This window comes from Haloarcula sp. R1-2 (assembly GCF_011627385.1).
In the GTDB taxonomy this organism is placed as follows: domain Archaea; phylum Halobacteriota; class Halobacteria; order Halobacteriales; family Haloarculaceae; genus Haloarcula; species Haloarcula marismortui.
Window position 1 is genome coordinate 26,450 of the sequence record NZ_JAANTG010000008.1, and the last position, 23,293, is coordinate 49,742.

Sequence of the window (23,293 nt, forward strand, 5' to 3'; positions counted from 1 at the left end):
TCAGGAAAGCAATCGCTCCAGATCCGGCTCGTCGACAGGATCCCGGTCAGGGTCTTCCAAGCAATGACGGACTTCCGGAGACATAATCACGTCATCGATATACGTCGCAAAGTCCATGTCCTCGGAATATTCGAAATGCTTCCACAGCCAGGTATCCTTTGCGCGGTCGACTAACTCGTCAGTGCTCATCCGCTTCGTTTCCTCGTGGAACCGTTCGATCAGATACTTCTTTTTCGGCGATAGGGAGCCGCCATCGAGGGCAGTCGCATACTGACCGTTATCCCGAACGGAGATTCGCCCCTCCTCATCCAGCTCCTCGAGGGCTGCAGTAACGGTTCTGGAATAAGGACCGTAATCGTACGGCATAAACGTGGCATCGGTTAGCCGCTGTCCGGTCTTGATAGCGGTCTTGATCTCACAGTAGAAAATCAGCTTCTGCACTCGCTTCTCATAGAGTGCATCGTACTTGGAGAGGAACTCGATGATTATCTCCTTGAGTTCCTCCCAGTCATCCTCGTCAAGATCGACAGAGCGATCCGGAGAGGATTCTGGTGTGGACATAACTCTCTATTATACGTCAGGCGGGAATGGGCATAAGTTTGGTGTATAACAGATATGCCCGGTCAATTTGCGAGTTAGAGCACATCATCGTCGACGGTTTTCGGGACAATCTCGGCGTCGGCGAGCGGTGTGATGTTGATTTCGACGCCGTGCTTGTGGTTCGGCTGGTAGCCTGCAGTCGTTATCTCTGAGAGCGCGCGGTCAGCCCAGTCCGATGGAACGCGCTTGTCGATTGTCTGGCAGCGGTCGTCGATCTCTTCGGCCAGCGCCTTGAACCCGGCCAGCGGCGGTAGATCCTCGATGTCATCCACGTTCTTGTCGTCGGCGACTGCTTCGAGGTACTCCTCGTCTACTATGGAGACATCGTCAAGCCCCATTGCCAACGAAGCGAGGCGGCGTTCGTCTTCGGAGAGGTGATCGTGGGGTTGTCCGTTCTCGTTGAGCAGGTCGGAACCTTCACGCTCGAAGTAGTAGGTCATGAACAGGATGCCTGAACTGGAGTAGTGGTCCGAACCCTTGAGCCGCCAGTTGAAGTAGTCGAACAGGTCGGCGAGGTGTGCTTCTACAGGCTCGTCGGTCGGCTTGGCGTATGCTTCACAGGCACCTTCGAGTTCCGCAAGCGCGTCGAGCCACTCGTCGCGCCACTCGTCGACGGTCTCCCAGAATTTCTCCGAGAAGGTATCCTTGAACCACGTCGAGTCCTTGCGCTCGTGCAGTTCCTCGAGCGTGTCTACGCGCTCGCGGGTCTCCTCGCGGAACACGGCGACTTTCGGCGCGAGGTCCTCCACCAGCGCACGATCCGATTCGTCGAACTCGCGTTCGTCGACGCTCCCGAGCTCCTGCACGACGTCCTCGAAGACAGCGATCTGGTCGAGCCCGCTCGCACAGCGCTCGTACTGCTCGGCTGCCTCTGCTTGCTCGCTGGCGGACAGCGACTCGTCGCTCCGGCGACGGTTCGCGGCGCTGCGCTGCTCCCGGAGTTCGGCCTTCCGCGGTTCGAGATACTGATTCGAGAGACGGTCGAACAGCCCCGAATCGAGGCTGTGGTAATCGAGGAAGCACGCGAACCCCTCGCCGGTTGAGTCGGCAAGCAAGCGCTCGGTCGTCAGCTTCCAGACGATGGGCGTGTTCTCCATCCGGTTCACGTGATAGTCGAACAAGTCGTCCTCAATCCACGCCCGGAGGTTCGGATAGGCTTCCTCAGTGGCGGACTCGGCGCCAAGAATCTCGTCGACCTCGACTAGTCGGTCTTCGGCGTGCTCCCCGTAGGCGTCCTCGAACCGCTCGACAATTCGGTCCAGCATGTTCGGCTGGCCGTCGACACCGTGGAGGGGGACGATGCCGTCGTCCTCCTTCCGGACGGCCTCCATCGCGAAGTGGTGGACGAGGTCCTTGACCTGCTGCTCGATGTTCTCCGGGGTTTCGGGGACGGAGTCGGGGTCCGGGATCTCGCGGTCCTCGGGGGATTCGGACGTTCGGAGGAAGATTTCTGTGAGAGCCGCCTCGCGTGATTCTTGGCTAAGGTCAACAGCATCAAACACAGATTGGCTGACATTCTGAGACAGCTGCTCCAATTGCTTTTGCTGTCGGAGATCTCGCTTATTCTGCAGTCTACTTGCTTCTAGAATAGTTGAGTCTGGGTTGTTACCACCTCTGTCCAGATCTAATTCGTCCTCGACTAGGTCTGTATGTGGGTGGTTGTAAAAGAAACCAGAATCCGTCTCAGGATAGATCGGGGGATGAATATAGTAGGGACTTGTTGGATCACGAATCTGTTTTTCAACAACAAGTCGGTATTGTTTCTTAGTCGAGGTTTCTAGCTCTGAGATGTTCTCAAGTTCGCAATTCCACGGTAAGCAGCCAAGAACATCAGCATCCCATTCTTTCTCAGGGGTTTGTGATAGGAATAGCGAAGTATACAAGTCAGAATTCAGTGCTGCAAGCAAATTCCACAGTATCTCTCCATCCGCTGGGAAGAGCATGAAACTACTTGTTTCGAAAAGCCCACCCCCATAATATCCGAAACGTCTAGCAGTGTCTTTGATTCTTGTCCATGTCAGCCCCGGATGACCATAGAATTCATCGTTAGGGGTCCGAGCCGATACGCTTGATCGTTTGATTACTGAGCCATCCTCGCCCCATTCCACGACATCCTGAATTTTTGGGGTAATCCACGCATCAGAGCCACCATACGCAAGTGGTTGGAATCTTTCGTTATTCTCGGTCTCCCAGAATCTTCTTACAAATCGACTATCTCCTCCAGTAACTAGTCCAGAAACCGCATCTCCAATAGAATCACCTTGGATACCTGCTTGATCAGCATCAATAAACTGGTCGGTGGAGTATAAATCACGGATTTCGGAGGGGGTTGAGTAGCATATCGGGGTTCGAGGGATTTTTGCGAATTCATTCAGCTCAACCGAGAATTCCCTCTGAACATCCGTATCCTGATCAGATAGAGTGTCTATATACCCAGACTCCTTTCTTTCCGTTGGAAGGTCGTAGAGACGGTAGAATATACCCGTGGGGTTTGGTTCGCCTCCAATTCTGACTACGCTACCGACAGTTCTCACAGTTGCATTATCCAGTACTCCTAGGCCAAATTCAGCTAGGAAATCGAACCCTCCCTTCGACCCGACAAAGTCAGTCCTGAATTTGGTAAATCGGCCTTTGAATAGGAATGACCGGGGGATTAGCATACCGACTCGTCCAGAATCTGCGACTAGATTTTCACATACTTCAAAGAATGATACATAGTAGTTTGCTTTGTATTGGTAGTTCTCTCGGACATAATTCTGGACAACGTCCGGCATCTTTCCTCCACCACCATACGGCGGATTCATCAGCGCAACGTCGTAATCCTGGGCCAGAATGTCCAACAGCCGAACAAAACTCCGCAGGTCCTGGGCTAAGAACGAACCAGTCTCGCGGTGCTCCTCGACAGCCTCGCGGAGGCTGTGTAGCACTTGTCCAAGCGTGTGGCTCTCGCGGGGGTCGTCGCCAAGGGTCAGCTGTGTACCACCGATGTCGGCGTCGTCCTCGAACAGGTCGCCGAGGGTGCCGCGCACGTCGAGCAAGCTGCCGAGACCGTGGACCTCCTCGAAAGCGTCGAGGATGCGCTCAAGCGCCTGCTGGACCTCGGGATCGTCGCCGGCGACCTCGTCGAACACCGCCTCGACGCCGTCGATCTCCGCGATGGAGGCGTCGGCACAGACGATTCCCACCTCCGGCATATCGAAGCCATCGGCGCCCTCGGCTTCGGCCCGGGTGCGACCTTTGAGGTAGAGATTGAACGCTGCGAGCTGGCAGGCCCGCATATCCAGGTCGACGCCGTAGAGGTTGTGCTGCAGAATCTTTCTGGGAATCTGCTCGGTTGGGAGGTCTGTTTCGGCGCGCCAGATGCGTTCGAGCACGTCGAAGGCGTAGAGGAGGAAGTGGCCGCTGCCACATGCCGGGTCGATGACCCGCAGCTCCCGAGGGTGGTCGAAGTCGGTCGGATCGCCTGCTTCCTCACTCGGAACGAGGTAGGTACAGAAGTCGGCGATGTCGGGCGACTCGTCCGGTGAGAGTGGGCGGTTTTTGCGCTCCTCGGGAGCCAACGAATCCTGGGTGTCGACGACCTCCTGCAGCTCGCCGGTGTGTTCGAGGTAGAGCTTTCCGAGGGAGTTGTCGGTGAGCATCCGGACGACCCAGTGGGGGGTGTAGAACTGGTTCGCCGGCGGGACGTCCTCGGGATCAAGCCCTTCGCGGTCGCCCTTGCGACGCAGATCGTCGAGAAGTTTGACGTTGTAGTATTCGTAGACCCAGCCGAGCACGTCGTCGGCCCGCCAAACTACGTCTTCAACACTGTCGAGCATCCCGCAGAGTTCCTCGAAGGTATCGTCGTCGGGATCGATGAGACTGTACGCTGAGGAGCGATCGAACAGAATCTCGATTTCCTCAGCGAGTTCGTCACAGGCGTTGTGATACGCCTCCAGAATGGCTTCGTCCTCCAGCAGGAACTCCTCATGGACGAGGGTCTCGGCGGCGGGCGTCAGACCGTTATCCTTGAAGACGGTGACCTCCTCGTCGATGAACCCCCGCACTTCCATGCAGCGCAGTGCTGCCAGGCGATTGACGATGGTGTATCCCACACCCGTGACGTACTGATCGAAGGCTTCAGACCAAGTTTCGCCGTCGACGGCTTCGAGTTCGATCGCCTCTACGAGTTGCTGGGTGTCCTCGTCCAGCGAGTCGATGTCCTCGGGCTCGTCGTCGAGACCGTTCTGCGTGAGCTGGAACTCGACGTTGTCCTCGACGCGCTCGCGCATCTCGGTGACGATGTCTTCGAGGTGTTCACGTTCTTCTTTGTCCAATTGAGCCTTCCGCTGGGAGAGAGAATCGCTTTCCATAGGAGGTAATGTGTATGCTATGTCCGAATCACACAACCACCATTAATGTTGCCGAAAGGTGAACTCGGAGATGGCGGTTGACTATTGAGTCGAAACTTTTCCCGATGGAGATAATTGCCTGCATATGGATTTGATTGACGCCCTCCGCATCTGGGCACCAATTATTCAGGCTGGAGCCGTTGTTGTAGCGGTTGGAACTGTATTTTTGACATATCGGCAGGTAAAGCTTCGAAAGGAACAGGCGACAACCCAGTTCGAAGATGAGCTCTCTCGTGAATATAGAGAATTGGCTCGGGAATTACCGGTGAAAGCACTCTTGGGGGACGAATTGACCGACGAGGAATTCAAAGAGGAGTTCCCTGATCTCTACTACTACGTCGATCTCTCGAACGAACAGGTGTTTTTGCGATTTGAGGAGCGGGTTAGCAAGGAAACGTGGGAGAACTGGCAGGATGGCATCGAATCGAACTTGAAGCGACCTGCATTTCGAATGGCCTGGAATGAGATCAAGGATCGTTCTGACACCTTTCAAGAACTTCGCCGATTAGAGCAGAACGACTTCCAAACTGACCCTGCCGAGTGGGACCAGATTGAACCTGAGTGAGTATTAGATAGAGGGAAGCTACTGTTGGTGATTTCTTCGACTACCGGCGTCTCCCTCTTCCACGGAAGTCTCTGAATCTCAATTTCCGTCTTACTCAGGATTGTTCTCTAAGAGGACGATGCTTCCCTCTTCGAGATCGTCCAGCTGTCCTTTCACACCTCGAATCCGATCCAACACAGTCCTCGCCCCTGAGAGCAGTTCGTTCACACGTTCTTCACTCGGCCTGTCGTCGGCGTCGACGGCCGTAGTAACCTCCTCGGTCACGTCGGCGTTCGGAAGCTCTTGGCGCAGCTCTTCAGCGACCATCTGAAGTTCGGCCCACGCATCGTCGTCCGCATCTGGCGGTCTCGGGTCTTTTGCCCGTTCGATGAGCTGGCGCACACGTCGCTTCGAGGGTGGCCGTGATGCGGCGAGCGTAGTCTCGACGGACTCCGTCGTCGGTGAGTCTGGGTGCTCCTCGCGCAGCTCTTCGCCGGCTGCCCGTAGCTGCGACCAGAGAGCCGAACCGTCAGAGTCGTCGAGGAGGTCGCGAACCTGCTCGTACGTTTCGGCCTGTTGGACGACAGCAGAGTCGACGACATCACCTTCCGACAGATCCTCACCGGCCCACACAGCTTCGAACACGTCCTCCAGGTCGCCAAGCACGACGTCGTCGAACTCATCAGTAGCACCATCAACGATTCCTCGTACGTTGTCCTCGTTCGACCGGAGCCACGCGCTCAAATCGTCACAGATGGCTTCCGGGTCAGAGTCAGCGACGGTCTCACCTGTGATCAGCCGGTACTGCGCCGACGTTTCGTCGGCGCGATGTCCCTTCGCGTCCTCAAGCCGTGACTCGACCGTCGAAACGCTGGGGACAGTATCGCCTTCCGCTGTCGCTCGCATACTGGCAGTGATTGACGCGTTCGGATAGAGCGAGGTCATCGTGTCGAGCTCGTCGCTGAACCGTTCCCAGAGTGTCGTCCCGTCTTCGCTGGCGCCGAAGAGTTCACGAGCGTTCGCGAAGGTTTTCGCCTCCTCGAGTATCGTTTCGAGGTCATCCTCACTTCCGAGGTCGGACGTGGAAAGCTCGTCCCCGCCGAGGGCTGGGTCGACCGTTGCCTCGAAGGCGCTGAGCGTCACATCGAACTCACGGCTGGCGCCTTTCAGCGTCCGCTTGACAGTCGCACTGTTCTCATTGACCCATTGGCCGAGCTCGCCCAGCCACTCGTCTGGTCCGTCACCCGACGGCTGTTCGCCGAGTACCGTCGTAACGAGTTCTCGCACCGTCTTCGGATCGATAACCTCGACGCCGAAGCGGACCTGGAGTGAGGTCAGTCCCCCTTTGGTCCGCACTTGTCGACCGATGGCGGCGGGATCAGACACGTACTCCGTATCCTGCTTGAGCGCAACCGATTCGTTGGAGGTCGCAAGTGTAATGAGCAGCGCCGCGATCGACTCCTGTGGCGTCCCGCGGTAGTCCCCGTTGGCAGTCTGAGTTTGCTGGAGGATTGTCTCGACGTCGACGGATTTCTGTGCCTCGTACGTCTCGATGAACTCGCGACACCAGCCCGTATCTGCGACTTCTGCGGTGACAGTGTCGACACCAAGCATCGCGGCGTCCGCGTCCGAAAGAGGCCACTCACCGCTCCCGCGGAAGAACTTCGCCATCGCCTTTGCGTCGTCGACCTCGACGAGCGGCCGCGAGAGCGTCTTTCGAGACGACCCGAAGACAGCGTTGACCTGGTCTTCGACGACGCTGTCAAGCACGCTCGAGCGCGCACCACGGTGTTCGTGTACCGTGTACACTGACGCGTCTTTGAGTATCTCCGTCACCGAGGATTCGAGGCGGCGTTTGTCGGCACGGTGTTCGCGTTCGAGTTCCTCGTGGGATTCGGTCTCCTCGTCCAACACTTGTCCCATCCCGATGACGTTCCGGATCCGCTCCAGCATCGTCTCCGGGACGTCGACGGTGATCAGGATGTGCTCGCCACCATCGCGACCATTATTCACGTCCTGCCACGTCTCGATCTGCTCCGAGACAGTATCGTGATCATCGGCCAGCACACGAACGCGAAGCGCGTCGTACTCGGGTGACGGGGCTCGGTCGACTGGTTCGAGGATGGAGTACTCGTACCGCAGTGGGACGAGGCGCTCGTCGCCGACATCGACCTCGTGGCGGCTGCCGTCACTTCTGAAGAACGCGTCGTTCTCCCGCAGCCGTGTTTCCACCCACGCCGACAGCTGATGCGGCGAGATCTTCGCGGCCTTGTCCTGCGCGCGACTGAGGATGCTCTCCTGTTCCTCGGAGACGAGCGTGTACACCTCGTCGCCTTGGTCGTTCGTCTCGGTGAGAGCCTTCTGCTTGTCGACGAGCGTCTCTAGTCCCGATTCGGTTTGCTCGACGACGTCGTCGACGGACGCCGTGACGTCGTCGACCATCAACCGACCGAGGTTCTCTGGGGTCGACGGGACAGCGGGCGTCTGGTTCAGAAGGTAGAGTCCTTTCGCGAGGCGGACTTCCCACGCATCCTCGTCACCGTCGAACGTCGGGACGAGCGTGTTGTCGATCATCTCCTGGACCCAGAGCGGGAGGTACGTGGTCTCCTCGACCAACAGGTCGAACAGAACGTCCCACGTGACGAGCGAGCCCTCCTCCTTCGACGCCCACCCGAACTTCGTGAACAGCGACCGAACGAGGACGAGCAGTGCTCGACCCTGAATGTAGTCGCGATCGGTCGACCGGCCCTGCGTGATGAGTTCCTGCATCACCGCCCGCAGGAGCGACAGGTCGTACTCGCGGAACGGATAGGACTCGACTGGGTCTGGATCCGCGCTCGTCACCGACGAGTACGTATCGAGTGAGAGATCGGGCATCGACGCCACCAGTGACTCGACACGTTCGCGTCCCTCGGGATCCGACTTCTGGAGCCATCGCTTCCGGACAATGATCTCGGTGTCTGCTCCTTCAAGCCGGACCTGTTGATGCGTCCAGTGATCTTCGGGCGGCTCACCGATGAGACTCTCCCGTGTATCCGGGAGGGAGTACTGCCCGGTAGTGACCACGACCGGGTTCGGCCCACGCTGCAGTGCCTCCATTGTATCCTCGAACTCACGATAGCGATGGCGACTATCGCCGACGAAGAGCGCCACCTCGTCTAAGCCGAGCAGCAATTCGGTTCGTTTGCTGCCGTCGTTGAGAGCCGCCGTTGCAGTCTCGACCCGTGAGACGAGGTCCTCGGGATCGAATTCCTCTGGATCGACATCCGCTTCTGCGGTCTCGATGGAGGCTTTCACGCCAGAACGACTGTTGAGTTCCGTCCCGGATGTCTCTTCCATCGCCGGCAACGCCTCGTAGAGCCAGCTGCGGAGGGACGCCCGTTCGGAGAGTACGTCGTCGAATGTTTTCCCGTCATGCTCGAACGCTTGAAGCGCCTCCCAGACCCCATCGTACTCCATGTCCAGCGTCCAGGCCCACTCGAGCAGCCAGTTCGGGTCGGTCGGATATCCGAGATCCCGACCAATCGCCTCGAAGATGAGGAACGGCAGCGGCGGCTCTTTCGACGCATCACGGTCAAGCAGGTTGAGGAAAACTGGCTTGAGGCGATCGACGTGAGAGTCTGTGATTGACTGCTGGAGTTCGTCGAACCCCGGCCACTGTTCGGCCAGTCGATCACCCAGGTAGGCGAACTCGGATTCGTCGTCGGCGAGGAGGCCGACCAGCTTCAGGAGGTGGGTCTTCCCCGAACCGAACGTCGCGTGGATGTAGAGGAACCGCGCGGCCTCACCGGGATGGGTCTGGATAGCTTCGCCGAGCGTTTCGAGGACCTGCTCGGCACTGTCGGTTTCGTAGAACTCTCTCACGTCGGTCTCGGCTCGCTCGCGAGCGTTGACCTTCTGTACTTCTTCGAGCTGTCGCGTCGGATCGCTGTGGAAGAGGTCGTCGATAGTCATTGGAGATGCACCCCCTGGATCTGGCCGTCAATCTGGTGGGCGGGATAGTAATGGCGTGATTCACCGCCGAAGAAGCTCAGCTTCCCGCCGACGACGTCCCCCGGGAATGGGATTCCGATGGTAGACTTTACGTTCCGACGGTCAAGCTCGTCCAGCAGTTCCGATGCACGCGTGAACGGATACAGACTGCCAAGATTTAGCAAGAGTACCACATGGCTCTGGGTCTCCAGCTGGGCTTCGCTGAGCTCGTGTTCGATCATTTGCTGAACAAGTTCTTCAGCAAGCCGGTCCTGCATCGTCTCCTCGATACGCTCACCTGGCGACGTATCGCCCTCGAGTTCAGCCAGGGGTTCGCCCAGGTCGACGAGGAGTTTGTACACATCGGTCCGTGGCAGGAGTTCGTCAAGCCAGATCGGCTGGACGGTTACGTTGTCAGGGATCTCTGGGGCTTCCTTTCGTCCATCGGACCAGGTCGCGAGCCTATCTGCGACCCGATGCTCGACTGCTGGGTCGACAGCAGCGATGACGAACGGGTTACGAATCCCGTGTTGCCCCTGAGCGAATGTCCGTAGCTTCTCCTTGAATTCACGATACGGCGACGAACTCGTCTGGCTCATCGAATAATCACCCCTTCGTCAGTCTCCTCGATATCAAGATCTTGCTGTTCCACGAGACGCTCCAACCGCCGGTTCAGTTTCTGCCGATCGTCAGGAACGATACCGATTTGATCGACGTCGTCCGGCGATCGATCCCCAACGATCGACGACAGTTCATCGAGCCGGCCATCCAGTTCACTCGGGCTGTACTCGATGGTTTCAGCGAGCGGCTCTAACTGCGCCACGTCGTCAGTGATCTCGACGATATCGTCTGAATCAGGATCGGTAGACAACACCGTGATCGCGCTCTCGATGGTTTCGTACCACTGCTGGAGGTGGCGCATCGGAGTGATGTATTCGCCTTCGAAGGCGACGTGGACGCCTGCGGGGAGATCAGTTGCTGGAAGAATCCATGGATGCTCCTCAATACGACTGACTAGTTCACGCAGGCCCCGTTCGTCAACGAACGCGTTCCACGACCTCTTAAGTTCGGGTGCGAGGTCGGGAACTAATTCTCCGGAGAGTGTACTCCACCCATCGGTCGTCCACCACTCCCCATCGAACGATGAGACCGCAGATGAGCGGGACTCGATAGATGCTTGAGCGTCGTCGTCAACCCAGTCGAACTGGCGGTTTCGAATCGTTAGTACCGCGTCGAGCTGGTGTAGTGTCGAAAGACGCCGGTTCCAGACGTCGGTTACCTCTTCAACCCACTCTTGGGCCTCGTTGGTCTCGTCGATGACCTCCTCGATACCGTCATCTTGTGACTTGACGGTTGAGATGCGATTTTCGGTAGTATTGATTCGCTCCGCCAGCTCATCAGCAAACGCATTGAGTAAGCCAGCGACTTCGTCGGTTCGCACGTCGGTGTCGACGACTAGCGTGACGTCCTCGCGAAGTCCGGTCAGCTTCGAGCGAATCTGCTGGTTAGCTTCTTGGAGGTGGATGAGACCATCCGCGACCGTTTCAGTTGTCTCTTTGAATCCACCCTCTTCCAGCAGCTTGCTCAAGTTTGTACGTGGAAGGAGTTTCAACCTCGTCGTCGAGAGGCTATCGAGGTCAAGGACGGCTTCGTCCTCCAGCGTGTTTCCGTCTTCGTTGATTGGCAGTAGCCTCCCCTCCCGACAGAATCCCCAGATGATCGCACAGAGAGCAGGCCGGGCCTCGTCGTAGAATGGCTTCTCCTCAACGATCCCGTCGAGAACGGTGTTCATATTGAGCCCTTCGTCGCGGCCTTTCAGCTGCCGGCCGGTGAGGGACAATACGTTTCGTTGAATCGTCTGTTTACCCTGCCCACCATTCTGGTTCGACGAGGGGACTTGGATTGTTCGTGCCCACGGCGGGAGCGGTGCATCGCTGTCGAGTTCGCGTAGTTCCCGCAGCCGACTTTCGTCGACCTGGAGCATCATCGGGTGGAAGTCGTCGGGATAGGCGACGTCGACAGTGGCCTGTATCGCCTTCGAGAGACCACCGATGTCCGTCCGATCTTTCACGGTATAGGAGCCACTCATCATTGCGCTCGTCAGCTTACTTCGGACGGCGTTGGCACGCTGTTCGAGGTCACGCTCGACGGCTGGTGGGGCGTCACGCGTCGCAATTGCGTCGCGAAGTGCCCACCACTCAATCATTCGTTTGCGAAGATCTTGGAGGCCATCCGTATCGATCTCCCAGTAGAGCGTGTCCTCGTCGGTTTGTTCTGGTTCTATATCTGGGCGGACGCCCTGCACATCGACGTCGATGTCCAGCCCCCCTTCGGCTTCAATACTGCTCTCGAATGCTGTCCCGTCGAGTCCGAAGTGATACGAAACGGGGTACTCGTCACTGGATTCTCCGTATGGGACTGACTCTGGTAGCGATAGGTCCTGGGTGATGCGATTCCAGAGATGCTCGTCCAAGGTATCGACGACGTCGTCCCAGTCGGGGTCGGCTTCATTCTCCTCGGTCTCGTCGTAGATGAGGCGTTCTTCCTGTGTCGCGAACCGATAGCGAGGCCCACTTTCGTCTTGCGTCGGTCGAATGAACTTCTGCAGTCGATCCAGTGATTCCTCGACCCGATTGGTCGTGCTAATCCACGATTGGCCGTTCAGGTCGTCCATGACGGCGACTGCGATATTCCCCTCGTTCAGGGGAACGATTTCGTGGACGTGCTGGAGCAGGAGTACGGCCTTCGCAACGTCGAGGTCGAACTCTTGCAGCTCACTTTCGTCGTCGCCTACCTCGTCAGCGATGCCGGTCGTCTCTTCGGCGCCCTCGACGACCCGCATATCCTGCGGTAAGATCTCACGGAGTTCAGGCTCGATCAACTCGAAGAAGTCGACCAGCGAGACGATATGGTCCTCCTTGCCCTCGTCCACCCAGTCGTCCAGCAACCCGTGCATGAGTGCGAGGATGGCACGGGCAGTCCCCGAGAAGATGGACTTTGCCGGGTCGTTCGCCTCTCGACGGAGATTGAACAGGATTTCGAGGAACAACGGCGCGTGATACGGAAGGAACGGGTAGAACTCCACGAGTTCCTCATCATCAATCGCATCGAGTGGTGGCTTCGTGTTCTGTTTGATTTCGTTGTACACGAGCGACTCACCCGGTTTCACATCGGCGTCGTCAAGGACCCGCCGAACCGCGTCCTCGCCCGTCTCCGACTTCTGGAATAGCCGGCGTTTGGCGATGTCGCCGACGTGCTTGCTCGGAAGCTGATACCGGTGTGGAAACCGGTCTTTGACGATACTGAAATCGGCCCCGTGGGCCGCGAACTTGGGTTGGACGTCTTCGATTTTTGCCTGCGCCGTCGCGACGAGCTGAATGTCGCCGTCTCCGATGTCGTCGACGTTTTCCGCGAGTGTCTGTAGTTCGGTGAGCCGCTCGAAGTCAGTCCCAATGAAGAGGCTCACCTCGTCGAGCAGGAGGACGAGCTTGACCGGTTGCTCAAGCTCCGCTTCACGTTCCTGGCGCAGTGTTTCCAGTCGACTGACAACCTCTTCTGGGTCAATATCCGAGGGTTGGAGATCGGTGTAGCCATCGCGTGTCCCCGTGACGCCCTCGAACAGCTTCGGAAGCACAACATCGGACAGCGCACTGAACTCCTGGACATCGGTCCAAAGACCGTCAGTTCCCCACTCGTATCGCGGTTGATCCGGTGTCACTCCCTCGACGACAGATGCAGCTCGATCCTCTCGTTCCGGCCAGGCGTCGGTCGTTTGATACCAATCTTCGAAGTATGCGACGTCAAGCTGGGAGGACAATCCAGTCGAGACCCCGTTATTGACCCCCGTGAGAATCGGATTCTGGTGGGCGTGCCGGAGAACGATTTCACTAAAGCTGCGTTGCTTCTGACCCTGATACTTCAGCAGGTTCACTGAGACAGGGATGACGTGATATTCGGAATGAACGGATTCCCACTGGGTTCGGAGCGTATCGAGGTCCCCGCTCGCTGACGCATTCGGGACGAGGTTACTCCAAACCTCGTCGGAGCGATCTTGGAGCCACTGAGTATCCATCAGCCCATCCAGAACGGTTAGGAGGTGGCTCTTTCCGCTCCCGTAGTAACCGTAGAGCCAGTAGTTCGACCCCGTACGCATATCCTCTGCTTCGCCGAGCAGTCGTTTGACGAAGTCTTCGAGGAACCGCTGGGAGTCAGCCGTAACGTGATATGACTCGATGGCTTGTTTCCGGTGACGTTTCTCGTCTGCAGATTGGTCCTCGCGGTCGATGCGTACCGATTCCTCGAAGTCCTCCGGTAAGTCCTCAAACCACGTTGTGTCGACCATTATTCAGATCCCTCCACTCGTAATCGATGAGTACGGCTCGTCGGTCGGCCGCAGTTGGAGACTTCCATGGAGCTCGACAAACTCCCACGCCTCAGTCTCTGCTGCCCGATTGTAGAGTTCCTCCCAACGGGCACTCGGCTGGAATAGGTACTGGAGTCCAGTTGGTGATTCGAACCACTCTTCGTCGCCTTCCTCATACGAGTAGCCCATTGCGACAAGGAGTGGCGTCTCTCCTAGTGATGGTGGATTACCGACGACCGTTTGCTGATTCTCCAGGACGCCGATCTCGCGCATAACTGACCGCAGTCCTTCGCACCATCTCTCTGTCGTTGAGTCCGCATAGTCGAACGGTGTCTCGTCAGTGTATTCGAACTGATTCAGGATAGCAGTGAGTTTCTCGTTGGAGAAGTCGAGTGGTTCAGGATAGTCTCCAGCAAGACGCCGGGCGTATTCGTGGACGATGTATCGAACGAGAACGTCGTCGGCAATTAGATAGAGGTAGAGCACTTGTGCTTTGTCTCGTGATGACGAACAAGTATCCAATATGTTGGGAAGATTACCTGGGTTGGGAAGGCTAGCAGGTGCGTTTTTGAGCCGTGATGAGAGAACGCGGTATATTTTCTGTGAACTCCCTTTCGTGCTGCGGTTCGCACGCCGTTCCTCGAACCAGGTGTCCTTGACTTCATTCCAGTTTCCCTTGTTTTGATACAGGTGCGCAAGTTCTTCTGCTCTGTCAACCAGAAGCCCGCACATGGTAAGATCCATATTGACTTCTGAAGGTGAGAACTGACGGGACAAGGAGGATAGTTTAGTTTCCCCGTCATCTGAAAAGGATGCCATGTGTTGGGGAAGTCTGTCATCCCACTTTATTGTTCACCTATAGATTTGCCAAACGCAGATCCAATCACCTTTCCGTAGGATAACTGAGTAAAAACAGAAAGGTAGTGCTTTCTACGGTCCCGCGAAAGGATGTACAGTTTATATACTCATCTCCCGCCGCAAGAAGTATGCCTGAAATCGGGATGTACGTCTGTGTCTCAAGAGAAAAGAACCTACGGGGACAACCTGAGGAACTTCGCGAATTTGATCAAACCAGTATCTACTCCAAGGCTAAACAGCGAGCCTTACTCCTCCTCATCTTCGCCAGCACGCTCTACAACGGTGTTTGTGGCATCGACGATCTCGTCCGACTTTGGATTGTTGATGTTCTGAACTACTTCGCCGTTGTAATGAACTGAGGCACGCATATAGTAGACGTCTGTATGAACTGATACTTCTTCATCAAGGTCAATGTCCTCGTACGAAGATCTCGACACTATATTGTCACTACTATCACGTATGCTTGCCGCAGCTGCTTCAGCGGTCTTATTTTTTCCGACACCCGGATTAGCCAACTTCGGAATATAATCGGAGACTAATTCAGACACTGCCTCACTGATTGACGCGTAATCAGACGTGACAAAATAGATACTGTCTTTGTATTCATACGACCAAATGTCGATTTCGACACCTACTGTCCGCCCGTCTTGCGAGCCAGTCACACCAGTCGACTCAGTCACATCAAGTCTCTTACGCAGTGCCCGCAACTCTTCTCTCGCTGACTCTATACTTCCGCTGTCAATTTTCGACTCTATATTCTTCAGTTCCCCTACTATGTCCTGTCTATTCTCATTCATTTCTATCTGCCAGGTCGGATGCACGTTTATTTAAATTTGTTATAATAGCCAATATGTTTAGGACTTGGTATCAAAGGCTAAGATGAAATAAATGAACGAACGTCAGTGCCCTGACTGTGATGTCGAGATGAAGAAGACAAGCGTAAGTGCAGAGGGTGTTGGAGATCTCTATGTCGAAACCGACAGAGATGGCGGTGTACTTGACCGCCTTGGTATCGATTATCAAACCCCCATTCATGCGTTCCTTTGCCCGAAGTGTGGATTAACCCAGTTCTATGCTGATCTCTCTGAATAGGCTCATCGAAATCGCTGATGGCCTGATATAAAAACTTCCTCCGCGTTTTGCATACTATTTAGAAATTGTATTAAAGTTTCAAGATTACTAAAGAACAGTACGCGCGCCTACCCAACAGCCTGTTCGTCCCCGCTGTGTTTGCCGACTATGCACGCTTATTGACCAGTCGTTTCATTCACTCACACGAGCAACAAACCGTTTTCGCAACGACAGATACCGGTACATCTAATCGTTTTTGAGTGCTACTATGTCTGAAGCCAACGCCCTTGGATAAGAACTGATGAGTGAAACTGTATTAACGACATATGAGGCGTAACCGACCACCTGGCTCGTTAGGAGCTGTCTATGATATGCTGTATGAGGATATTAATCCCGGAGAGAGCATCGAGGTTGATACCGCCGTGACCAAAGTGCGTGAGACCGAGCGGTCAGTCGGTACCGCCGAGCACGTAGTTGAACGACTGGTAGACCGTGGCTACCTGTACAAGGTTGACGGACAGCTGTATATTACCGAACACCGGGATGGCTCCCAAGACCCGGAAAGCGAGCAGTAAACTTATGAGTCGAGGTCAGTCGTATCGAAGTCGCCGATGTCGCCGCTCGACTGTGACGTACTGTCTTCGTCTGCTGAGGCTTCCGTAGCACTACCGGATGCGTCCTCTGCTGTGGTTGGTGTCGCGTCACCAGTTTGGTCCTGCGAGCTTGGGACAGTTTCGGCGTCGTCGGTGAGTTCTTCGAGCGCTTGGATAACGGTTTGCCGGTACTGATCGGGCGTCGTCTCATACTGCTCACGGGCCATGGCAGCGTACTCGTTGCTATCGTCGTCGAAGCGTTCGAGCCGCTCAAGAGTTCGCTTCGCTGTTTCTGTCACCCACCGATTGCGGGTGTCTGCATCAACAACGGTCAGGTGCTCTGGTCGGAGCGAGACGTTGGTGTCGCCGTCGTCGGTTTCATAGGTGCGGGGCTTGCCAACAAGCGCGACGAAGACGGGCGGGTCAACCTCTCGCAGCATCGCGGCTGCTTCGGGCTGGTACTGCCCAGCGTACGTAAAGAACGTCCCTGTGGGCCCGACAATTCGGCCTTGCCAGTACTCATCATCGCTGCCAACATCGTCGGTTTCGGTCAGGGTGCCGACGACAAACACGCGGTTTGCTTTCGCGCCTGTCGGGAGCAGGGCATAGACGGGCGCGCGGTCATCGTCTGACTCCCGGAAAGTATAGCCTGCATCGTTGAATTCCCCAGCGAAGGCTCGCTGTGCGAGTTCACGCATCGGGGCTTGTCCTTGGCTCATTTAGATCGACCTCGCAGTGATGAGGAGTTGTTCTGGATCGTGCATCTCGGCGAGTTGCTCAAATTCATTGACGAGCAGATACCGGCCCAGTTCGGGGCCTTGGACGCGATAGTACCGCCCAAGCGTCGCCTCACGTATCTCGTCGGCGACGACGCTCGTATCCAAAGCGTCCATGGCCATTTCTTGGGCTTGTGACAACGTGATGTCGGCGACCTGCTCAGTCGCCTCTTTGTCGAAGATGACCTCTTGGACTGTATCGCCGTTGTCGATCACGCCTTTGATGCGGAGGTCGAACTCGCCTTCGCCCTCGCCGTGCTCACTGCATCGCCCGTTTTGGAGGACACGCGTGCAGTCGTCTTCTGGACAGCGTTTGATCAGCCCACTGCCTGACTGGATATCGACGAGCGCACCTTCAGCGTCGGCGGTGTCGTCGCCGACTTCGATATCCCGGTCGAGTGATTCGATGGTGGTGGTACGATTGAGTTTGACCGAGTACTGGCCCTGGTACTCATCAGTGACAACATTTCCAAGGTCATAGACTTGGCCCTCGGTGAGTGCTTCGAGGTCAGACTTGGCCCATTTGGTGAACTTGATGGTTCCAGTTTCGTCACCGAGGAGGCCAACTTGTGCAATCGAGTCACTGCGGGGCTCCCAGAGATCAGTGACTTTGGCGGTAATGTCGACCCACTGTTCGGCTTCGGTAATTTCCTCGAGATCGACTTGTTGGTTGCCGTCCTCGCTGCTAACTTCGTCGCGGTCAACATCGCTGTCAGAAAGATAGGTACTCACGACACTGCGTCGAGCTTCGTCGAGTGGGACTCTGTAGTCATCGGCAAGTGTGGTGAGCCGTTCCTCGATGTCGTCGAGGGAGGCATCGACTGACTCGGGTAACTGGTCGTGTATGTCTTGGGCTTCTTGCTGTATATCAGAGTTGCTCATAGTGTTCTCCGTCTCGTTTGCGATGGGAGACGGCTGGCGGTACGCTTGGGGTGGTCTAAAACCCATGCAAATCGTGGCGGAAGTGAAATTGCCCCACTCCGCCCGAAGCGCTTCAATCACTGGACGTCGGTGGGCTGGCTCACAGTGTGGACCGTCTGGTCTCCGATCCGTTTGAAAAATTTTTGTGTTCCTCTGTCGGGTGAGAGGATGACTGACCTTTCACTCGGTACGTTCGGAGACGGAGACAGCGCCGACAACGACCTCGATCCCGATGCTGCAAGCATCGCCCGATGTGCGACGACGTGTCGCGCTCCTGACCGCGACGACAGCAGTTGGGTCGCCCCGGACGAGGACTGGGGGCTGACAACGCAGCGACCGGCGTCGTCAATCAACACGTCGGCTGGTCGAGCAACCAAACAGCAAACGCGCTGGGTCGTCGACGGGGACGTCGGAGACTACGTTGAACAGTACGCAACTGGTGACCTACTGCAAATTCCAAACACGTACGGCGAGTTCGACTCCATTGACACCCGAGTCACATTCATCGACGGACTCGCTGACAGCTACGGGTACGGCATTGACGCACAGGCCCTGGAAAAGGCATTGCGAGTCCTCACTGGCGGTGGTCGATACACTGCGTCGCAATATACCGCCATCCCGTGCGGGAAGCAGCCGTGGATTATGACGGGGCCAGAAGGGACGCTCTTGTGCAGCTGTATGCCCGTCGAACGGCCGGAGAATCCATACACAAGGGAGCTTCGGACGCCAGAGACAACCCTGCAGATTGAGGAACAGAACCAAACAGTCCGCACGGGAGCCGCTGAGTTTGCTCACCTGCTGTCCGACGCTCTCGGTATCGATATCGAGGGTGTAGAGTACGCAACAGTACGCGGGCAAACCCAGCACTCGTTCGTCGGCGAGGAGGACAAGTTCCCGATCAAGGCTAGTGACTTAGCACAGTTGCACGGGTTAACATCCGACCCATCCATCATCCAGGCGGGGATAGGCCATGGAGTCCAGCCCCCCAGCGGTGGCGACCCAATCTCAGTCGAATGGGATGGGCCGGATCATCCGGTTGGATATCTCGACGAGGGAGACGTGATCGCCGGCTACGAGTTTACGTGGGAACAGCCCGAAGAGTCGCTGGAAGACGTTGCAGTCGTTCGCGAGTACCGAATCACACGGAACTACTCGCGATGGACGGTTGACTACCATACCCACCGCCTTGCGTCGGTGGTCCCCTGACCGGTCGTCGTGAGTAAGGCGACCACATTCATGACGACAGTGTCAGTACAGATGTACGATTATCCGCCCAGTCAACTCAAATTCCCAGTACCTCGAGCATTACTCAATACCGGTTCAGCAAACCGGGAAGTATTAGTCACACACTTGCACGCCATCCGATATGGGAGCTGATACTGATGATGAAGTTCGTTCTGAGCGATACGACATCCACAACTACATCAAGGAAGTACTTGATAAGAGCGAGTTTGACGCTGATGAGAACCCGCTTGAAATGTCCGACGTGATTCGCGCAGCAGCTTCTCGCTACGTGGTGGAAGGCAACAGCGACGATATTGCAGACCACGAGTATCACTACATCACGGCAGTCAGGATCGCCGATAACATCTCGAGAAGTTCGAGCGTGTACAAGGAGACTGCGCGGGATATGTACAACGAGTTTGAGGAAAGCCACGATGACCTCAATGACGAGGAAATCGAAGCTATGGCCGAGGATGCGGGGAAGTTTACCATCGGAAACAACCTCACGGTGACGTACTCAATGGCGTACGAGCTACTGGACGACTTAATGGAGGAAGCAATGCCGCTTATCCTGCCCGAGGAAGACCGGAAAAAAGCAGGAGGTACTTTGAAGAGTCAAGTTAACGAGTACTTCTCGAAACAGCAGTTATTGGGTCAATGTGGGGTGGTGAGTGAGGAGACAGCGAGTACGATTCAACATATCGGGGGTATTCGCCACGATGTTGTTCACGATGTAGAAGAGCGGTTCACGCTCGACACACTTGACGGAGATATGGATCGTATCGACGAGATACCGGGAGCAGTGAACGAGGTTTATGAGTTGGTTTACGGAGAGCCGGCATACCAGTACGTAGACGAGTAGTACGCACACCAGCAGAGCAGCCCTTCCACCCTGATGGATACAGAACCGTATTCACACTAAACGTGCCATCGACGCCGCCAACGGCATATTTTGCGTGCCCTCCGGCAAGTGGAGGGAAATCGAAATGTCACAGTCTACAGCGACCAGTAGCACCGAAGCAGCAACCACCGACGCCGAAACGAGCGTACCAGAGACGCCGGCGGACGGTGACGCAGAACTCGACACTGCGGACCTCCTGTCGCTCGATGCCCCACAGCATCTCCGAATCAGCGGCGAGGTCCAGCTGTTTGAGCGGATCTTCGCGGCGGCTGGCACGGTCGCAGACAAGACGCGACTCGGGATTGCAGAGTCGGGAATCGCCATCCGGGCGGCTGACCTGCAGGGACACGCGATGGTCGACTTGCGTGTTTCTGGGAGTTCGTTCACCTCTTTCGATGCAGGGAGGGGAACGTTGGGGGTGGATGTCGGACGAGTTCGCGATGCACTCTCGGTCGGCGATGCAGGCGACCTTGCACAGTTCGCACTCGATGCGGCAAACAGCACGCTGGAAATCAATATCGACGGGATAACGCGCACCATCGAGCTTGAGGCGGTTGCATCGCTCCGCTACCCTGTCGAGATGCCAGAGATAGACATCCCGGCAACCGTCCACCTGAGTCCAGACGACATCTCACTCGGTCTTGAGGCAGCGGATATGCTTGCCGACCGGTTTGACCTCTCTGTTGACTCCGATGCCGGAGAAGTGCGGTTTGCCGCAGACGGCGACACTGACAGAATGACCTACCGATGGGACGACACCGATCTCATCGCCTTCGAGCCTGCGGATGTCGAAGTGAAACTTGACTCGTCGCTGGTCAAATCGGCGAATGCTGGCCTGCCAGACGGCACGAATCGGGTTCTACATATCGGAGACGGGGTGCCGCTCGTGCTGAAATCGGAGTTCCCCGACGCCGATGGAGCGATGCAATTCGTGATAGCACCGAAGCTCCCGAACTGACTCGGTTCCCCGTGGTTTTGCGGAAACGGTGGTGTGTCTTAACCAACAGCGACCGCCATACTTCTCGACTGTTGGTTAGCGCTAATTTTGTGTCTCCCCGGCCGGGTGAGGGATTTCCCTCTATGAATCCGACCGTTCCAGACTACGAACGCTTCGAGCGCGAACAGATCGCACAGGACCGTGACCGACGGCGTCTCGATACCGTCGAGATCGACGAGCCACGAGGGCGTGAGGTGGTTACCAGTCTGCTTGACGAGGGCGTCGTTGAGCCAATTCCAGAACACGAAGTCTTGCAGCACGTTCCGTCCGGACAGTGTTTCGACTCCGACGTGGCGCTGGTGTACTTCCACAAGGGGTGGGAGGCTAGAAGCGAGGAGTAGCCAACTCGAAGGCTAACCAACACAGTGCCCCACATTCTACTCGGTGTTGGTTAGCGTCAGGACCTCTTCTCTGATGCGGCGTATGGGCGCGTCCCGAGAGTTGATACCCCATCGGAATTTCCCCAAGCGTATGGACCGCACTGACTGGCCGACACCCGGCCCGAACGAGCCTGTCCCGGCATGGGACGAGTACCGGCAGCTGCGCGAGGCCGTCCACGACTACCTCGATCACGAGCCAGAGGACCCAACGTGGGCGGACATTTGGAAAGCGCTCGGCGCGATCATGGGCGAATACCAGCGCGATGCGTTCGTGCAAGCCTTCGACCTCGATGCGCCTACCGAGACAGCCTGCATACGGCGTCTCATTACGGGCGACGACGAGTGCCCCCACTCGCCGCTTGACGCCGACAGCGACCCAAAGGGGCCGCCTCACAGCCCGCCAGCAGACGACCACTCGACACTCTGGCTTGACGATGGCGAGCCGGCGTTGTACTCGATGCACGTCTATCCGGGAAATATCGAGCGATTGGATTCGCAAGAGCCGCCCCACAATCTCTGGTTCGACGTCTTCGAGTTCGCTGCCGAGTGGGGACTAGAAGTCTCTGTCCTCCCGAAATCGTGGTACAACCTTGGCTCGGCTGTCCACATCGTTTTCTACGCGCCGGAGCGGTACAGGTAGCCAGCTCACTCTGCTCTCGCTCAGTCAGCCAGTCGATTTTCTGTCCCCCAGTGGAGGTGCGGGGGCGTGCCCGAGAGCGCGTCCCGAAGACAGACCAATGTCAACGATACAGTCAGAGACTCCAGAGCAGTCGTCCAGCCAGCAGACCACTTGCACCTTCGACGAGTCCGACTCCCGGGACGAGGAGATGCGCGACCAACTCGATGCGTGGGTCGAGGACCTCGCCGACCTCACGAACGAGGCGCAAGCCAGCGAGCAGTTCCAGCAGTGGCTCGATGTGCAGAGCAAGTTCCACGATTACTCGGCCCGGAATACGCTGCTAATCAAGCTCCAGTGTCCCGAAGCAACCCGAGTTGCGGGATACAATACGTGGCAAGACGAGTTCGACCGCTACGTCCAGCAAGGCGAGGACGCGATCTGGATCTGGGCTCCGATCATCACGAAAAAGTGCCCCGACTGTGGGAACTCGCCGTCGTATCACGAGAACACAGATTGCGAATACGATGAAACCGACCCCGAGCAGTGGCGGCGGGGACTGGTCGGGTTCCGGCCAACGTCGGTGTTCGATATCTCCCAGACCAAGGGCGAGCCACTTCCCGAACTGGAGACAGAAGCTCACGGCAACCCGAATGGACTTGTCGAGGACCTGTTGGACGCCACCGACGAGATCGGCGTCGACGCGAGAATCGTCGCTCCCGAAGAGTGGGAGCATGGGTCTGCACGGGGCGTTTGCGAGCGTCGGAACGTCATGACGACAAATCCGATGGTCGAGGCGGTCGACCGAGACAATCGGGCCGCCCTCGCGAGTACACTGATTCACGAGTTCGCCCATGCGGATCTTCACTTCAATGTCGAGGATGAGGCGGAGCGGTCGAAACGCGAGGTCGAAGCCGAGGCAGTTGCCTATGTCGTCAGTCGTCACTTCGGGCTGGACCCAGAGAACTCGGCGTTCTACTTGGCGGCGTGGGACGGCGACGCACCAGAGACGCTTCGGGACCGGTTGGACCGTATCTCGTCGACTGCGGCGGATCTGATCGACGCCGTCGAAGGTGCCAGCTGAGA

General features: G+C 56.8%; 17 protein-coding genes. 8 read left to right on the forward strand and 9 right to left on the reverse strand.

The window, feature by feature from the left end; translation table 11 throughout:
* Both G9C82_RS20110 and pglX read right to left on the reverse strand, forming a co-directional pair.
* Positions 1-561, reverse strand: a complete 561-nt coding sequence (locus G9C82_RS20110; RefSeq protein ID WP_127015184.1) for a type II toxin-antitoxin system antitoxin SocA domain-containing protein — start codon at positions 559-561, stop codon at positions 1-3.
* 74 nt (positions 562-635) lie between these two features.
* Positions 636-4,952, reverse strand: coding sequence for a BREX-5 system adenine-specific DNA-methyltransferase PglX (gene pglX / locus G9C82_RS20115; RefSeq protein WP_127015185.1), 4,317 nt, complete (start codon positions 4,950-4,952; stop codon positions 636-638).
* A gap of 124 nt (positions 4,953-5,076) precedes the next feature.
* Here pglX and G9C82_RS20120 point away from each other — a divergent pair, with 124 nt between their 5' ends.
* Positions 5,077-5,556: a hypothetical protein gene (locus tag G9C82_RS20120; RefSeq protein ID WP_014865881.1), complete on the forward strand. Its 480-nt coding sequence runs from the start codon at positions 5,077-5,079 to the stop codon at positions 5,554-5,556.
* Positions 5,557-5,646: 90 nt separating this feature from the next.
* Here G9C82_RS20120 and G9C82_RS20125 read toward each other — a convergent pair whose 3' ends face one another.
* The 5 genes from G9C82_RS20125 to G9C82_RS20145 all read right to left on the reverse strand — a co-directional run bounded on the left by G9C82_RS20125 (position 5,647) and on the right by G9C82_RS20145 (position 15,525).
* Positions 5,647-9,489, reverse strand: a complete 3,843-nt coding sequence (locus G9C82_RS20125; protein WP_127015186.1) for a hypothetical protein — start codon at positions 9,487-9,489, stop codon at positions 5,647-5,649.
* Positions 9,486-10,106 carry a BREX protein BrxB domain-containing protein gene (locus G9C82_RS20130; protein WP_006182471.1) on the reverse strand — a complete coding sequence of 207 codons (621 nt, stop codon included), beginning with the start codon at positions 10,104-10,106 and terminating at the stop codon, positions 9,486-9,488. The genes G9C82_RS20125 and G9C82_RS20130 overlap by 4 nt, the downstream gene beginning before the upstream one ends.
* Positions 10,103-13,849 carry a hypothetical protein gene (locus G9C82_RS20135; protein WP_127015187.1) on the reverse strand — a complete coding sequence of 1,249 codons (3,747 nt, stop codon included), beginning with the start codon at positions 13,847-13,849 and terminating at the stop codon, positions 10,103-10,105. The genes G9C82_RS20130 and G9C82_RS20135 overlap by 4 nt, the downstream gene beginning before the upstream one ends.
* Before the next feature lie 3 nt (positions 13,850-13,852).
* A complete protein-coding gene (locus G9C82_RS20140) occupies positions 13,853-14,614 on the reverse strand; it encodes a BrxA family protein (protein WP_127015239.1) in 762 nt (253 codons plus the stop codon).
* 359 nt (positions 14,615-14,973) lie between these two features.
* Positions 14,974-15,525, reverse strand: coding sequence for a hypothetical protein (locus tag G9C82_RS20145; RefSeq protein ID WP_167072376.1), 552 nt, complete (start codon positions 15,523-15,525; stop codon positions 14,974-14,976).
* 645 nt (positions 15,526-16,170) lie between these two features.
* Between G9C82_RS20145 and G9C82_RS20155 the strand changes: the two genes are divergently transcribed.
* The gene (locus G9C82_RS20155; protein WP_121304643.1) at positions 16,171-16,374 is read left to right on the forward strand and encodes a hypothetical protein; all 204 of its coding nucleotides are present in this window, start codon (positions 16,171-16,173) and stop codon (positions 16,372-16,374) included.
* A 2-nt stretch (positions 16,375-16,376) separates the two neighbouring features.
* Here the strand turns inward: G9C82_RS20155 and G9C82_RS20160 are convergent, their stop codons facing one another.
* Positions 16,377-17,090, reverse strand: coding sequence for an RPA family protein (locus G9C82_RS20160; protein WP_174790063.1), 714 nt, complete (start codon positions 17,088-17,090; stop codon positions 16,377-16,379).
* Between the two features lie 21 nt (positions 17,091-17,111).
* Entirely contained in the window at positions 17,112-18,050 is a 939-nt protein-coding gene (locus tag G9C82_RS20165) for a replication factor A (RefSeq protein WP_127015191.1), read from the reverse strand.
* Between the two features lie 207 nt (positions 18,051-18,257).
* On the opposite strand from G9C82_RS20165, the gene G9C82_RS20170 reads away from it, so the two are divergent.
* The 6 genes from G9C82_RS20170 to G9C82_RS20195 all read left to right on the forward strand — a co-directional run bounded on the left by G9C82_RS20170 (position 18,258) and on the right by G9C82_RS20195 (position 23,291).
* Positions 18,258-19,295: a hypothetical protein gene (locus G9C82_RS20170; RefSeq protein WP_127015192.1), complete on the forward strand. Its 1,038-nt coding sequence runs from the start codon at positions 18,258-18,260 to the stop codon at positions 19,293-19,295.
* Positions 19,296-19,455: 160 nt separating this feature from the next.
* The gene (locus tag G9C82_RS20175) at positions 19,456-20,175 is read left to right on the forward strand and encodes a hypothetical protein (RefSeq protein ID WP_127015193.1); all 720 of its coding nucleotides are present in this window, start codon (positions 19,456-19,458) and stop codon (positions 20,173-20,175) included.
* Between the two features lie 124 nt (positions 20,176-20,299).
* On the forward strand, positions 20,300-21,172 hold the full coding sequence (locus G9C82_RS20180) for a hypothetical protein (RefSeq protein ID WP_127015194.1): 873 nt from the start codon (positions 20,300-20,302) through the stop codon (positions 21,170-21,172).
* A 122-nt stretch (positions 21,173-21,294) separates the two neighbouring features.
* Positions 21,295-21,552, forward strand: a complete 258-nt coding sequence (locus G9C82_RS20185; protein ID WP_127015195.1) for a hypothetical protein — start codon at positions 21,295-21,297, stop codon at positions 21,550-21,552.
* A 130-nt stretch (positions 21,553-21,682) separates the two neighbouring features.
* Positions 21,683-22,231 (forward strand): hypothetical protein, encoded by a 549-nt coding sequence (locus G9C82_RS20190; protein ID WP_127015196.1) that lies wholly within the window; start codon positions 21,683-21,685, stop codon positions 22,229-22,231.
* A gap of 97 nt (positions 22,232-22,328) precedes the next feature.
* A complete protein-coding gene (locus G9C82_RS20195; protein WP_127015197.1) occupies positions 22,329-23,291 on the forward strand; it encodes an ArdC-like ssDNA-binding domain-containing protein in 963 nt (320 codons plus the stop codon).
* The last annotated feature ends 2 nt before the right edge of the window (positions 23,292-23,293 follow it).